Source organism: Streptomyces phyllanthi, assembly GCF_009377205.1.
In the GTDB taxonomy this organism is placed as follows: Bacteria; Actinomycetota; Actinomycetes; order Streptomycetales; family Streptomycetaceae; genus Streptomyces; species Streptomyces phyllanthi.
Genome location: NZ_VJZE01000260.1, coordinates 1 through 12,988 on the forward strand (window position 1 = coordinate 1; position 12,988 = coordinate 12,988).

Here is a 12,988-nt window from a genome sequence, read left to right on the forward strand (position 1 = left end):
CATCCCGGCCCCCCGCCCGCAGGCCCCGCAGCCGTACGGCGCGCAGCCGCCCGGTGGTTACGGCTACCCGGGCGCCCAGCAGCCGGGTCAGCCCGGTCAGCCCTTCGGCGGCCAGCCGCAGCCGGGCCAGCCGTACGGCGGTCAGCCGCAGCAGGCACAGGCCCCGCAGACGCAGCAGCAGCCGCCTCCGGCGAGCGACTTCTCGCCGTTCTGGTTCGCCGTGCCGGTGCCGCGGCCGCTGTTCGCGGAGGACGGCTCGCAGACGACGATCGCCGAACTGGCGCCGGGCACCTGGTACCTGGCCGTCGAGCAGCGCGGCCCCGGCCTGGTGGCCCAGACGCAGGACGGCCGGCGTGGCGTGCTGCAGGACACGAGCGGTATCCAGCGCGGCTGAGTACCGAGCGGTTGCCGTACGGCCCCTTGCCCCTTCCGGGCAGGGGGCCGTTGCCGTACAGTCGCCTCCCGCCCATCACAACTGACGGACCGTCAGGAGGCAGGCATGCGGCTCGGTCTCGCACTCGGCTACTGGGGCCGCGGCCCCTCGCCCGACCACGTCCCCCTGGCCCAGGAGGCCGAGCGGCTCGGCTACGACTCCGTGTGGACCGCGGAGGCCTGGGGCTCGGACGTCTTCACACCCCTCACCTGGATCGCGGCGCAGACGTCAAGGATCAAGCTGGGCACGGCCGTTGCCCAGATGGCCGCCCGCTCCCCCACCACCACCGCGATGCACGCCCTCACTCTCGACCACCTCTCCGGCGGCCGGATGCTGCTCGGTCTCGGGCTCTCCGGCCCGCAGGTCGTCGAGGGCTGGTACGGGCGCCCGTTCCCGTCCTCGCCGCTCACCGCGACCCGGGAGTACGTCGACGTCGTACGGCAGGTGCTGCGGCGCGAGAGCCCGGTCGAACTGGACGGCCGCTTCCACTCCCATCCGTACGGCGGGCCGGACGGCACCGGCGTCGGCAAGGCCCTGAAGCCGATCACCCACCCCCTGCGCCCCGATCTCCCGGTCCTGCTGGGCGCGGAGGGCCCGAAGAACATCGCGCAGACGACGCGGATCGCGGACGGCTGGCTGCCGCTGTACTGGTCGCCGACGCGCACGGACGTGTACGAGGCCTCGCTCACCGACCTGCCGGACGGCTTCCTCATCGCGCCCCTGGTCCGGGCGCAGGTCTGCGACGACGTGGCGGAGGGCCTGCTGCCCGTGAAAATGATGCTCGGCTTCTACATCGGCGGCATGGGCCACGCGAAGCAGAACTTCCACGCCGACCTCATGGCACGCATGGGGTACGAGGAGGAGGCCCGCCGCATCCAGCGGCTGTTCCTCGAGGGCCGCCGTGAGGAGGCCGTCCTCGCCGTTCCCGACGCCTTCGCCGACGAGATCTCCCTCGTCGGACCGCGCGAACGGATCGCGGAGCGGCTGGAGTCGTGGCGCAAGGGCCCGGTGACGGATCTGCTGGTCGTGGCCCCGGACCCGGCCACGCTGCGGGTGCTGGCGGAGCTGAACTCCTGAGCGGCCAGGCCCTGGCTAGCGGAAGATGGCGATGGCCTCCAGGGTGACCTCGCCGGACTCGGGGTGCCAGCCGGTCATCTTGCCCAGGCAGCGGGCCCTGAAGGTGCCGTCGGGGATCGTCTCGCGGCGCAGGCCCTCGCGGGCGCCGACGACCCGTAGATACGGCGGTGCCTGCCCGTCGCGGTAGGAGGCGCGCAGGACGATGCCCTGCGAGGTGTCCGGGTCCATCAGGAAGCGGCCCCGGACCGACACGAACTCGTCTATGTCGCTCAGCGCGATCCCGCCGTCGCCGCCTAGCAGGTCGGCGAGGGCCCGGTTGGGGCGTACCGTCCCGCCCGGCAGGTCGGCGTGGACGATGGCGTCCGCCCGCTCGAACGCGTCCATGAGGATCCCGATGACGGTGATGGGCTCGTTCTTCCGCACGTACGAGGTGAACTTCTCCTGCGTGACGTCCTTGTTGGCCTTCACGGTCCAGGGCAGCAGTCTGCCGATCAGGCCGACGCTCGTGTTGACGTTGGTGCGGTGCTCCACCGCCTGTTCGAGGGCCGCGCCGAAGTTGCTGCGGTAGAGGTCCATCACGGACTGCCCGTCCAGGAAGAAGCAGATGCTGTACGGCGTCCCGGTCGTCCGTCCGCCCCGCTCACGGGCATGGCGGACCAGCACCACGGCGACCACCACCAGCCCGGCGGCCGTCACCAGCCAGACCGTCATCCACGGCCACCACGTTCTCCACCACATCCCGTCAACGACAGCCACGGATCTCCTTGAACGCCTCGGAAAGGGACGACTGGTCGGCGTCCACCACGCGCCCGCCGGTCTTCTTCGCCGCGCGCCGCAGTTCGCCGGCGTCGGCCTCGCCGAAGTGCACGGCGTAGGTGTGGACGGCGCGCGCCCGGTGGGGCAGCGCCTCGTAACGGTCGGCGAACTCCTCGAAGGTCAGGCCCGCGTTGTTCTCGCCGTCGGTCATCAGCACCAGGGACACGGCACGGTCGGGGTCGTCGGCCGCCGTGCGGGCGGCGGTGCGGTAGCCGTGGTCGAGGGCGGACCAGACGGCGGTGGCGTCGCCGTAGCCGCCGCGGGCCACGGTGTCGGCGAGGACCTTCAGGTCTCCGGGACCGCGCACGGTGACGGTCCTCTCCTCCAGGACCCCGCGGCCGAACCGCACCACCGTCAGCCGCTCGCCCCGGTGGAACCGCGTGAACTTCCCCGTCGCCGAGGAGTCCCCGCCGCTGAGACCGGCGAAGGCGGCGCGCAGCTGAGCCATGCGGTCTCCGCGCATCGAGCCGGAGAAGTCGAGGAGGAAGACGACCTGGTGGGTGACGCGCCGGTTCGGGTCGCCGTAGTCGGCGAGCAGCTGCTTCAGGACGGAGAGGCTGCCGGGGAAGTAGAGCGCGTTGCCGACCGGGGCGCGCAGCTCCGCGGACCGGGGGACGGCCGGTTTCACCGGGCGGCGCAGTGTCCGCCGCATGATCTCCTGCTGCACGGAGTCGCGCCGGATCCACTCCGTGACCCGGTCGTAGGCGGCGCGGTGGCCGGAGTCGAGCAGGAGGAGCGGGAAGTCGGAGAGGACCATGCCGTCCTCGGGGCGCACGATCTCCAGGTCGCCCGTCAGCCGGCCGGAGGCGTTGAGGGCGAGCAGGTCGGACTCGTAGGTGATCAGCGCGTCGACCGCGTCGGCGCCGTCCTGGCGCCGGACGTAGGCGTCGAGCAGATCGGGCGCGGTGGCCGCGGTGAGCGTCTGCCCCGAGCGGAAGCCGCGCAGCCGGTCGCAGGAGACGTCCTGGGCGCGCAGCACACCACCGGTGCCGGCCGCGGCGGTGGCGACGCCGACGAGGGCGGCGAGGCCGCTGCCGGTGTGCCGCGGGTCGGCCATGCCGAAGCGCACGGTGCCGGTGGCGGCCGCGTCGGCGATGTCCGCCCAGGAGAGCCGGCCGCCGGGCACGCCGGCGCGCAGCCGGCGCGCGACGTCCGGCTTCAGGCCGACGACGACCGGAGAGGTCATCGTCGGTGTCCGCAGGGGCCGTCCGGCGTCGTTCCCGCCGCTGAGCCGCAGGTACCGGTCGTCGGAGAGCCAGGCGAGGTCGTAGTCCGGGGCCTGGGGGATCTCCCGCTCGGCGGTGGCCCGGTAGTCCATGTCGAGGTCCACGCCCGTCGCCTCCTTCAGCTCGTCCAGCAGCGGTTCGAGGACGGTGAGGTCGGGGCTGGCGAGGACGCGCAGGGTGACCGGGTCGTCGCCGTCGCCGCCGCCCGAGCAGGCGGTGAGCGCGGCGACGAGGGACAGAGCCAGGCACAGCGTCAGGATCCTTGCCCGGCCGTTCATCCGGGGCCCTGGACGGGTGGGCAGTCGCCGACGATCTGGACCATGCGCTCCAGGAGGGACAGCCTGGGCAGCACCGCCCGGGTGTCGTCGGCGGAGGTGACGGGGACCGGGATGCGGCGCTCGGTGAGGAACTCGGCGAGCTGGTCGCTGGTCGCGTCGCTCTGGGCGTCGCGGCCCCGGAAGCCCAGCTCCATGGCGCGGTGCTGGAGTTCGGGGTCGTCCCTGATCAGCTCGCCGAGCCGGGCGCCGTCCGGGGAGAGCGCGACGAGCTGGGGCTCGGTGACGAAGCGCGTCGACGGGTACAGCAGGACGCGCTCGTCGTCCGTCCTGCCCTCCTTCGCCTCGTACTGGATCTGGTGGGCGAGGAACTGGTGCTCGTAGATGACCGAGATCGGCGCGAGGCTCTTGCCGTCGACGGAGAGGTACGTCTCGGCCCGCTCCGATGACGGCAGCCCCTGTTCCACGAGGAGGGGCTTGATGTTCCGGGCGAGTTCCTCGGCCTTCTCGACGGTGTCCGGGGCGTCGTTGCCGTACTCGACGAAGGCGACGAGGCCGAGGTAGGTACCGGCGGAGTTGGCCTCGCAGATGTCGGGGGTCTGGGCGAGGATCTTGTTGCCGTTGCGGACGTGCCGGTGGCCGGGGTCGATGTCGTCCCAGCGGTAGCCGCCTGCACGGGCCTGACGGCCCTCGCCGCTCCCCTGGCTCCTCTGCCCTCCGAGATCGCCCTCGCCCTTCGCGAGCTTGAGGAACCTCTCCATGTCGAGCGTGTAGTACAGCGGCCGGTCGCCGGAGCCGGGCTGCGGGACCGCGACCCTCCCGCCGTCCACCTCCGTGTTCCGCAGCGCCTCCGCGTAGTCGCGGTAGGTGGCCAGCACGATGGGGCTGACGAACGGGCGGTAGGTGAGTGCCGGGCGGTTGGCCCGCGCGCGCCGGCGGGTGATGAGGTCGGCGGCGGGCTGGCCCGAGGGGAAGACGACGTCGTAGCCCTCGATGTCCTGCACGGCGATCTCGCGCGAGCCCATGTTGGTGATGTGGACGCGGAAACCGTGCTTCATCAGCAGCCGCTTGACCTCCGGGTCCTGGAAGAAGTCCCGTTTGGAGGCCATCTTGGCCTCGATGGTGACGACCCGGTGCAGTGGCAGCAGCAGGTTCCCCGAGACCATGAGGAGAACCAGGCCGATCAGCGGGACGGGCAACGCGAACGCGAGGGTCCGCAGCAGCCGGCCGCGCGTGGGTCTGAGGACGGTTAAGCGGGGTTCCTCTTGAGCGGTTCTGTCGACGGACACCGGCACCTCCCCCGAAGTGGGGGCAGAATCGTCTATGACAGCGCTTACCCCCGAACGACGGTACGGCGAACCCCCGTGTAAGAAAAGGCAAGTGACGGGGTGACACCCACGGGCCGGCGGGCACGTTCTGGTTTGATCCGGGCGTCAGCGGCAACCCGGGGGACATGTCCCCTCATTATCGCGCCAACCAGGCCGGGAGGATCATCGCGGTCATCGCGGACGTCATGGCCGTCATCCTCGGCTTGTGGATCCTGATGTACCTGCTGGACGCCAACCGCGCGAACGACTTCGTGCAGTTCGTCCACGAAGTGGCCCGCTGGCTGGCCGGCTGGTCGCACGACCTGTTCACCTTCGACGAGGCATGGGCCCGCGTAGTCGCCGGCTACGGCCTCGCCGCGGTGGTCTACCTCATGGTGGGCCACTTCATCGCCAACCGGATCTACCGGCACTGATCCGGGAGTACCAGCAGCACTCCGCGTCCAGGCCGCGTGCCAGCCGCTCGCCCCCGAAGACCGCGCAGCGGTCAGAAGGGGGCGCGGGGAACTGCGCGACCAGCCACAGCAAACCCGCACCCGAAAGACGGCAACAACCCCTACGGCGCCGATTCGCCCACACCCGACCTCCGCGCGCTAACAGCACTCCGCGTCCAGGCCACGAGGCAACCGCTCGCCCCCGAACACCGCGCACGTGGGCTCGTCGCCGCCCAGGGCCGCCACCGCGAGGAGCAGGGAGCCTGCCGTCCAGGTGGTGAGCTCCTCGGGCCAGATCGCGCGGTCCTCGAACACATAGCCCGTCCAGTACAGGCCCGTGGCCGGGTCGCGCAGGTGCTGGATCGACTGGAGGATCTCCAGCGCGCGGTCGGACTCGCCCATCGCCCAGAGCGCCAGGGCGAGTTCGGCCGACTCGCCACCGGTCACCCAGGGGTTCGGCAGCACGCAGCGGACCCCGAGGCCGGGGACCACGAAGTCGTCCCAGCGCTCCTCGATACGGGACTTGGCCTCCGCGCCCGTCAGGGCACCGCCCAGCACCGGGTAGTACCAGTCCATCGAGTAGCGGTCCTTGTCCAGGAACCGCTCGGGGTGGTGCCCTATCGCGTGCCGCAGCGCACCCGCCGCCAACTCCCAGTCCGGCTGCGCCTCTTCACGCTGCTCGGCGATGGCGAGCGCGCAGCGCAGGGCGTGGTGGACGGACGAGGAGCCGGTGAGCAGCGCGTCGGTGGCGGCCGTGCCGTCGTCGTCGCGCCGCCAGCCGATCTGTCCGCCCGGTTGCTGGAGCCGCAGCACGAACTCCATCGCCGTGTACACCGTGGGCCACAGACGGTCCAGGAACGTGTCGTCGCCCGTGGAGAGGTAGTGGTGCCAGACGCCGACGGCGACGTACGCGACGAAGTTGGTCTCCCGGCCGCGGTCCGTGACGCCGTCCGGGTCTCCGTCGGCGTAGGCGGCGTACCAGGAGCCGTCCTCGTTCTGGTGCCGGCGCAGCCACTCGTACGCCCGCTCGGCCGCGTCGTGCTCCCCCGCCGCGTCCAGCGCCATCGCTGCCTCGACATGGTCCCAGGGGTCGAGGTGATGGCCGCGGAACCACGGTATGGCGCCGTCCTCCCGCTGCACGGCGAGGATGCCGCGGACCGTCTCGGCAGCCTCCCGTGCGGTGAGGACCCCGGGCAGGACGAGGTGTTCTGTCCGGGGAGCGGTCACTTGGCGGCCGCCTCGGGGGACTTGGGGGACTCGGAGGACTCGGAGAGCCGGGGCAGATGGGGCTTGGTCGCGTACGCCACGAAGCTCTTGCCGATCAGCGGGTTCAGGGCCTGTTCGGCGACCCGGGTGGCGAGCGGCTTCTTCATGATGTCCCAGACCAGGAGCTTGTGGTACGCCCGGACCGGCAGCGCCTTGTCGTTGTCGACGCCGAACGCGCACTTCAGCCACCAGTAGGGCGAGTGCAGCGCGTGGGCGTGGTGGGTGCCGTAGGGCTTCAGTCCGGCCTCGCGCATCCTGGCCAGCAGTTCGTCCGCCTTGTAGATGCGGATGTGGCCGCCCTCGACCTCGTGGTACGCGTCGCTGAGCGCCCAGCAGACCTTCTCGGGGCCGTAGCGCGGGACGGTGACGGCTATCCGGCCGCCCGGCTTCAGCACGCGGACCATCTCCGCGAGGACGCCCTTGTCGTCGGGGATGTGCTCCATGACCTCGGAGATGATCACGACGTCGAAGGACTCGTCCGGGAAGGGCAGGGCCAGCGCGTCACCCTCCATCGCCGTGGCGGTGGCACCCTCCGGGGCCTCGCCCGCCTCCTTCATCGCCGCGAACCACTTCGCGACCTCGCGGATCTCCTCGCCGTTCTGGTCGAGGGCCACGACGTGCGCGCCCCGCCGGTAGCACTCGAACGCGTGCCGTCCCGCGCCGCAGCCGAGGTCCAGGACACGGTCCCCCGGAGCGAGCGGGAACCGGGAGAAGTCGACGGTCAGCACGTGGCCCTGCTTTCGGGATCGGGTTCGACTACTTCGGCGGCCGGGGCGGCGGGGACGGCCGCGAGGGGGCGCTCCCCGCGCGGGCGGAGCCGGGCCCGGGAGAGGGCCATCGCCTCGCGGTAGTGGGCCACCGTGCCCTCCGCGGCCCTGGCCCAGGTGAAGCGGGCCAGCACCCGCTCCCGTCCGGCGAGGCCGAGCCGCGTCCGGAGCCCGGGGTCGCCCAGCAGCCGGCTCAGCCCGGCGGCCAGCGCCCCCGCGTCACCGGGCGGCACCGCGAGGCAGGTCTCCCCGTCGGGCCCGGCGACCTCGGGGATGGCGCCGCCGGTGGTGGCGACCAGCGGGGTCCCCGTGGCCATCGCCTCGGCGGCCGGCAGCGAGAACCCCTCGTACAGCGACGGCACGCACGCCACCTCGGCCGACCGCACCAGGTCGACCAGTTCGGCGTCGGATATGCCCTTCACGAACTCGACGGCGCCTTCGAGGCCGTACCGCTCGATGGCCTGTGCGACGGGCCCGTCCTCGGCCCGCTTGCCGACGACGACGAGATGCGCGCCGGGGTGCTCGGTCCGCACCTTCGCCAGCGCCTCGATGAGGAAGACCAGGCCCTTGAGGGGGACGTCCGCGCTGGAGGTCGTGACGATCCGGCCGGGCACCTGCGGTACGGACGGGTCGGGCGAGAAGAGATCGGTGTCGGCGCCGATGTGCACGACGTGGATACGGGACCCGTCGACACCGAGGTGGTCGACGATCTCCTGCCGGGAGGTGCCGGACACCGTGAGCACGGACGGCAGCCTGCGCGCGACCCGCTTCTGCATGCGCGTGAAGCCGTACCAGCGCCGTACGGAGGCCCTGCGCTGCCAGCCCTCGGCCGCGTCGAGCTCCAGCTGCCGGTCCACGGTGATGGGGTGGTGGACGGTGGTGACCAGGGGCGCGCCGACATCGCCCAGCAGCCCGTACCCGAGCGTCTGGTTGTCGTGCACGACGTCGAACTCACCGCGCCGGGCGCGCAGATGACGGCGGGCCCGCAGCGAGAAGGTCAGCGGCTCGGGGAAGCCGCCGGTCCACATCGTGGCGACCTCGAGGGCGTCGATCCAGTCCCGGTACTCGTCCCGCTTCGGGGTGCGAAAGGGGTCCGGCTGGCGGTACAGGTCGAGGCTGGGCAACTCGGTGAGGGAGAGCCTCCCGGGCCCCTGGGTCTCCAGGCCGTCGAGCACGGGGTACGGCTGGGCGCCGATGACCTCGACACGGTGCCCGAGCCGGGCGAGCTCGCGCGAGAGATGCCGTACGTAGACGCCCTGGCCCCCGCAGAACGGGTTCCCCTTGTACGTCAGGAGCGCGATGTTGAGCGGTCGCCCGCCATCAGGCAAGGAACCCTCACCGGGACCTGCCTCCCTGGCCTCAGCGGTCACTCCGGCCCCCTTCTCCCTGCTACTTTCCCGCGAGATTACGCCGGGACGGTAATCTAGAACAAGTTTCAGAGTTGATCGTTCAGGAGGCTCCGAATCTACCGGCAGGTAGCGCCGCCGTGGGCGGTGGATCAGGTGATTCGCACCACCACCGGGTGGCCGGATCCACCGGTTCGCGCCACGTCCGGACACCCTGTCATGCTGATGCGCCGCCCCCCTCGACGAACTGTCTCGACGAACTGTCACGGAACGGGACCCATGCCTGCGGAAGCCAAGGTGGAAGCCAGTATCGCGCGACCGGCGGCGCATCCTGCACGCGAGCGCGCAGTTGGCGAGCCGGGGCGGGTTCGACGCGGTGCAGATGCGCGAGGTGGCGGAGTCCTCGCAGGTGGCGCTCGGCACGCTGTACCGCTACTTCCCGTCCAAGGTCCATCTGCTGGTCGCCACGATGCAGAGCCAGCTGGAGCACATGCACGGGACGCTGCGGAAGAAGCCGCCGGCGGGCGAGAGTGCGGCGGAGCGGGTGGCGGAGACGCTGATGCGGGCGTTCCGCGCGCTGCAGCGCGAGCCGCATCTGGCGGACGCGATGGTCCGCGCGCTGACGTTCGCGGACCGCAGTGTCAGCCCGGAGGTCGACCAGGTCTCCCGCCAGACGACGGCGATCATCCTGGACGCGATGGGCCTGGAGAACCCCGGCCCCGACCAGCTCTCCGCCGTCCGCGTCATCGAGCACACCTGGCACTCGGCCCTCATCACCTGGCTCTCCGGCCGCGCCTCCATCGCGCAGGTGAAGATCGACATCGAGACGGTGTGCCGGTTGATCGACCTGACGGATCCGGGGGCGGGCGACAGGTAGTGCCGCGGGCGCGGGCTCCTGTGGCAAGGGTGTGACAGGCCTGCCGTTGTTTCCCGTGCGTACGGTTGTGATGATGGCCGTATGTCTGAGCACGGGGACGAGGCAGACGTACCGCCACAGCACAACAGGCCCAGGTCAGCCCTCGCGGACTACGCGGAGATGACGAACCGGCCCAACCCGCCTGAGCCGCCGGGGCCCTCACCCGATCGTGTGGAGTCTTCGCAGGAGCACCGGGAGAAGGACGGGCAGGAGCCCGCGGCGGAAGACACCGCGGAGAACAGCACCCGGGAAACCGCCCGGAACGCAGCCGAGGGCACCGCCCAACGCACCGCGGAGATCTCCGCCGATGACCCCGAAGTGGTGGCGCGCAGACGGGAGTTCGCCGCGCTGCTGGGTGAGTTCCGGCGGACGGCCGTACTGGTTCCGCTGGGCGACGGGCCGAGCCCCGACGAGGAACGCGGCCTGCTGACCGCGGACTTGAACGGCATCCGCTTCATCCTGGCCTTCTCCGACGAGCACGCGCTGGCCCGTTACGCCGAGGCGCGTGGCGAGGCCGCCCGCGAGTGGGCGTACCAGACCGTTCTGGGCGCCCGCCTGCTCGACGTGGCCGTACCGGCGGCCGGGGTTCCGTGCGGGGTGGCGCTGGACTGCGCGGACGGAGAGGACGGCACGGTCTTTCCCCCGGTACGCGGCATCGTGCCGGACGCGGCGGCGGTGGACGTCGAGGGGGCGGACGCATGACGGACGGTCCCGAGGGCCTGAAAACCACCGGTGTGGTCTTCCCGCCCGTACGCGGCAACGTGCCCGACACCGCGGCGGGGCACTCCGCAGGGGGTGCACCTCTCCCGAGGGGGCCGTGGAAACCTCATCTTCCGGCAGGGCGAGGACATCGTGGTCACGAAGGAAGTCGGCGCCAGTGCGGGCGATGTGATCACCTGCTGCGGCCCGTCCGGAGTCAAGGGCGAGAGCGGGGTCAAGGCAGTTGGCGGAAACGTCGACGATCCCGGGCCCCGGTCACCCACGACGATATTTTGACTGCTCCCCTCCATGGGAGGGGATTCCTGGCTCAGGCTGCCTCCGGGAGCAGCACTCCCGGTGGTCTTACGCCCTCGGCACCAGCCGGGTTCAGACCTGCCCGGATGAGCATCACGCGGGCGGAGTTCTTGTCTCTGGGGGAGACGGTTCCGCATGCGGTGCAGGTGTAGGTGCGTTCGGACAGCGGCAGTGCGTGCTTGGTTCTCGCTCCGCACGATGCGCAGTCCATGGTGGTGTGCGCGGGATGCACGAGACGGATGTCCCGCCCGTGCTTGCGGCCCATCTCGATCAGAGCCTTCTTCGTGGCGCCGATCGCGGCGTCCGCCGCCTTGCGTGCCATCGAGGATCTGGCGAGGAACTTCGGCTTGAAGTCCTCCACGGCGATGGCGTCATGGTCGGTCACGACCTTCTTCGCCCACTTGCGGCCGGTGTCCTGCCGCTGCCGGGCGATCTTCTGGTAGGTCTTCGCCCGCCACTTCCTCGCCTCGCGGTACCCCTTCGAGGCTGCCTGCCCCTTCTTCGGCTTGCGGTGGGCCATCATCCGGTCGTACCGGGACAGCCTGGCCTGCGCCTTCTTCCCGTGCTGGGCGTGCGGGAGGTCGTGCGCGTCGGAGGTGGTGGTGGCGGTCTCTTTCACGCCCCAGTCCACCCCGAGCACTCGGCCGGTCTGCGGCAGCGGCTGCACCTGCGCGGGGACCACGAACGAGGCGTACCAGTGCCCGACGCTGTCCTGGTACACGCGCACCGAGGACGGCTCGGTGGGCAGACTGCGCGACCACACCACCGTCAGCACGATCCCGCCCGCCAGGTGCAGACGCCCGTCCTTCAGCCGGAACCCGCGCCGGGTGTAGTTCAGCGTCGGCAGGGCTTCGCGCTTCGTCTTCCATGTCGGCATACCAGCCCGCTGCGGCAGAGGCAGCCGTTCCCGGATGTCCTTGTGCGCCTTCGCGCGGGACTTGCCGAAGTCCCGGATGACCTGCTGCTGCGGAACCGAGCTGCCCTCGCGCAACCACGGCGTACGCTTGCGCGCCTCGGTCAGCATCCTGTCGAGCTGCGCCGGTCCGCAGGTCCGCTTCTCGCCCGCGGCCTTGTTGTGCAGATGGACGGCCTCCGACTTGGCCACGCACTCGTTCCAGACCCACCGGCACCGATCCCACTCCGCCAGCAGCGCCGCGCGGGCGGTCGACGACACACGCAGCCGGTACGTATACCGGGCGTGCCCGGCCACGTCGACTTCCCTTGGCGTCATCATGGCGCCAACATAGCGTCATGATCCGTTTCTCACTCCGTATCCCGGCAGACCTACACGAACGGGTGACCGCCCAAGCCGCTGCGGACCGGCGGTCCCTCAACTCCGAGATCCTCCACCTCCTGGAGGTCGCCCTCGCCACTCCCCCGGCAGACGCCGGAACGCCCGGCGGCGATCCGGCGTCTGCTGCCCCGCTCCACGGGAAACCGAATTCCTCCCCGGCCTGAAGGGCAGGACATCCCCGGCATTCCTGGTGAACGGGAGAATTCCGGGTTCCAACGGCAACATGCCACCCGCCAAGCAGATCCAATGAGGCGACGTTCATGGTGAGGTTCTCGATCGGCGACACCATGGGCGTCGAGACGGCGGGCGCCCCTCTGGAGTTCACGCCCCGCTTCGACATCACCGGCCCCGCGGTGACCGTCGCGGAGTACTCGGACATGGCGGGGCGCGAGCGGCTGCTGGGGTGGACCTTCGGCAGCACGCAGTGGCTGTGGGCGGAGACGGACGACGTCCACTTCGACGCGGACAGCCGGGAGTTGGCCGGCGTCAGATTCGCCGTACCCACGCGATCCACGACCACGGCCCACCGACTACCGGACGGACCACCCATCCATCCGTCCGGCCTACGGGCGGACAGCACACACCCCTTCGACCTCCCCCAGACGACGGTCTTCCACTACGACCCCGAGCCGGCCGAACTGAGGTGCGCGCAGACCCCCGACCTACTGGCAGCCGTACCGGACGCACGCATCGGCATCGCCCGGGACCTGACCCTCCTGGTGCACGAAGGCCGAATGACCGGCTGGACCCTGACCAACGCCGCCCACCACCTGACCCACGGCCTCACCGACCCCGACCC

General features: G+C 71.1%; 13 protein-coding genes and 1 pseudogene. 7 read left to right on the forward strand and 7 right to left on the reverse strand.

The window, feature by feature from the left end; translation table 11 throughout:
* Positions 1 to 394: pseudogene (locus FNH04_RS29050) on the forward strand (hypothetical protein); the annotation flags it as partial.
* A 105-nt stretch (positions 395 to 499) separates the two neighbouring features.
* Positions 500 to 1,510, forward strand: coding sequence for an LLM class F420-dependent oxidoreductase (locus FNH04_RS29055; RefSeq protein WP_152788753.1), 1,011 nt, complete (start codon positions 500 to 502; stop codon positions 1,508 to 1,510).
* 15 nt (positions 1,511 to 1,525) lie between these two features.
* Here the strand turns inward: FNH04_RS29055 and FNH04_RS29060 are convergent, their stop codons facing one another.
* The 3 genes from FNH04_RS29060 to FNH04_RS29070 are packed head-to-tail and all read right to left on the reverse strand — an operon-like array spanning position 1,526 to position 5,026.
* On the reverse strand, positions 1,526 to 2,266 hold the full coding sequence (locus FNH04_RS29060; RefSeq protein ID WP_152788754.1) for a hypothetical protein: 741 nt from the start codon (positions 2,264 to 2,266) through the stop codon (positions 1,526 to 1,528).
* On the reverse strand, positions 2,253 to 3,830 hold the full coding sequence (locus tag FNH04_RS29065) for a vWA domain-containing protein (protein WP_152788755.1): 1,578 nt from the start codon (positions 3,828 to 3,830) through the stop codon (positions 2,253 to 2,255). Before FNH04_RS29065 ends, FNH04_RS29060 begins: the two co-directional genes overlap by 14 nt.
* Positions 3,827 to 5,026: a hypothetical protein gene (locus FNH04_RS29070; RefSeq protein WP_228031675.1), complete on the reverse strand. Its 1,200-nt coding sequence runs from the start codon at positions 5,024 to 5,026 to the stop codon at positions 3,827 to 3,829. The genes FNH04_RS29065 and FNH04_RS29070 overlap by 4 nt, the downstream gene beginning before the upstream one ends.
* Positions 5,027 to 5,280: 254 nt before the next feature.
* Between FNH04_RS29070 and FNH04_RS29075 the strand changes: the two genes are divergently transcribed.
* Positions 5,281 to 5,568, forward strand: coding sequence for a hypothetical protein (locus FNH04_RS29075; RefSeq protein ID WP_152788756.1), 288 nt, complete (start codon positions 5,281 to 5,283; stop codon positions 5,566 to 5,568).
* A 177-nt stretch (positions 5,569 to 5,745) separates the two neighbouring features.
* Here the strand turns inward: FNH04_RS29075 and FNH04_RS29080 are convergent, their stop codons facing one another.
* The 3 genes from FNH04_RS29080 to FNH04_RS29090 are packed head-to-tail and all read right to left on the reverse strand — an operon-like array spanning position 5,746 to position 8,989.
* Entirely contained in the window at positions 5,746 to 6,813 is a 1,068-nt protein-coding gene (locus tag FNH04_RS29080; RefSeq protein ID WP_322724151.1) for a prenyltransferase/squalene oxidase repeat-containing protein, read from the reverse strand.
* Positions 6,810 to 7,580, reverse strand: a complete 771-nt coding sequence (locus FNH04_RS29085) for a class I SAM-dependent methyltransferase (protein WP_322724152.1) — start codon at positions 7,578 to 7,580, stop codon at positions 6,810 to 6,812. Before FNH04_RS29085 ends, FNH04_RS29080 begins: the two co-directional genes overlap by 4 nt.
* Positions 7,574 to 8,989: a glycosyltransferase family 4 protein gene (locus tag FNH04_RS29090; RefSeq protein ID WP_322724153.1), complete on the reverse strand. Its 1,416-nt coding sequence runs from the start codon at positions 8,987 to 8,989 to the stop codon at positions 7,574 to 7,576. Before FNH04_RS29090 ends, FNH04_RS29085 begins: the two co-directional genes overlap by 7 nt.
* Positions 8,990 to 9,248: 259 nt before the next feature.
* On the opposite strand from FNH04_RS29090, the gene FNH04_RS29095 reads away from it, so the two are divergent.
* Positions 9,249 to 9,842 carry a TetR family transcriptional regulator gene (locus tag FNH04_RS29095; RefSeq protein ID WP_152788758.1) on the forward strand — a complete coding sequence of 198 codons (594 nt, stop codon included), beginning with the start codon at positions 9,249 to 9,251 and terminating at the stop codon, positions 9,840 to 9,842.
* A 159-nt stretch (positions 9,843 to 10,001) separates the two neighbouring features.
* Positions 10,002 to 10,583 carry a hypothetical protein gene (locus FNH04_RS49115; protein ID WP_386575533.1) on the forward strand — a complete coding sequence of 194 codons (582 nt, stop codon included), beginning with the start codon at positions 10,002 to 10,004 and terminating at the stop codon, positions 10,581 to 10,583.
* Between the two features lie 325 nt (positions 10,584 to 10,908).
* On the opposite strand, the gene FNH04_RS29105 is transcribed toward FNH04_RS49115, so the two are convergent.
* Positions 10,909 to 12,126, reverse strand: a complete 1,218-nt coding sequence (locus FNH04_RS29105) for an RNA-guided endonuclease InsQ/TnpB family protein (RefSeq protein ID WP_152788764.1) — start codon at positions 12,124 to 12,126, stop codon at positions 10,909 to 10,911.
* A gap of 20 nt (positions 12,127 to 12,146) precedes the next feature.
* On the opposite strand from FNH04_RS29105, the gene FNH04_RS49120 reads away from it, so the two are divergent.
* Positions 12,147 to 12,353, forward strand: coding sequence for an Arc family DNA-binding protein (locus FNH04_RS49120; protein WP_152788759.1), 207 nt, complete (start codon positions 12,147 to 12,149; stop codon positions 12,351 to 12,353).
* Positions 12,354 to 12,449: 96 nt separating this feature from the next.
* Positions 12,450 to 12,988: hypothetical protein (locus tag FNH04_RS29115; protein ID WP_152788760.1), on the forward strand; the 539-nt coding region annotated here is incomplete at its 3' end.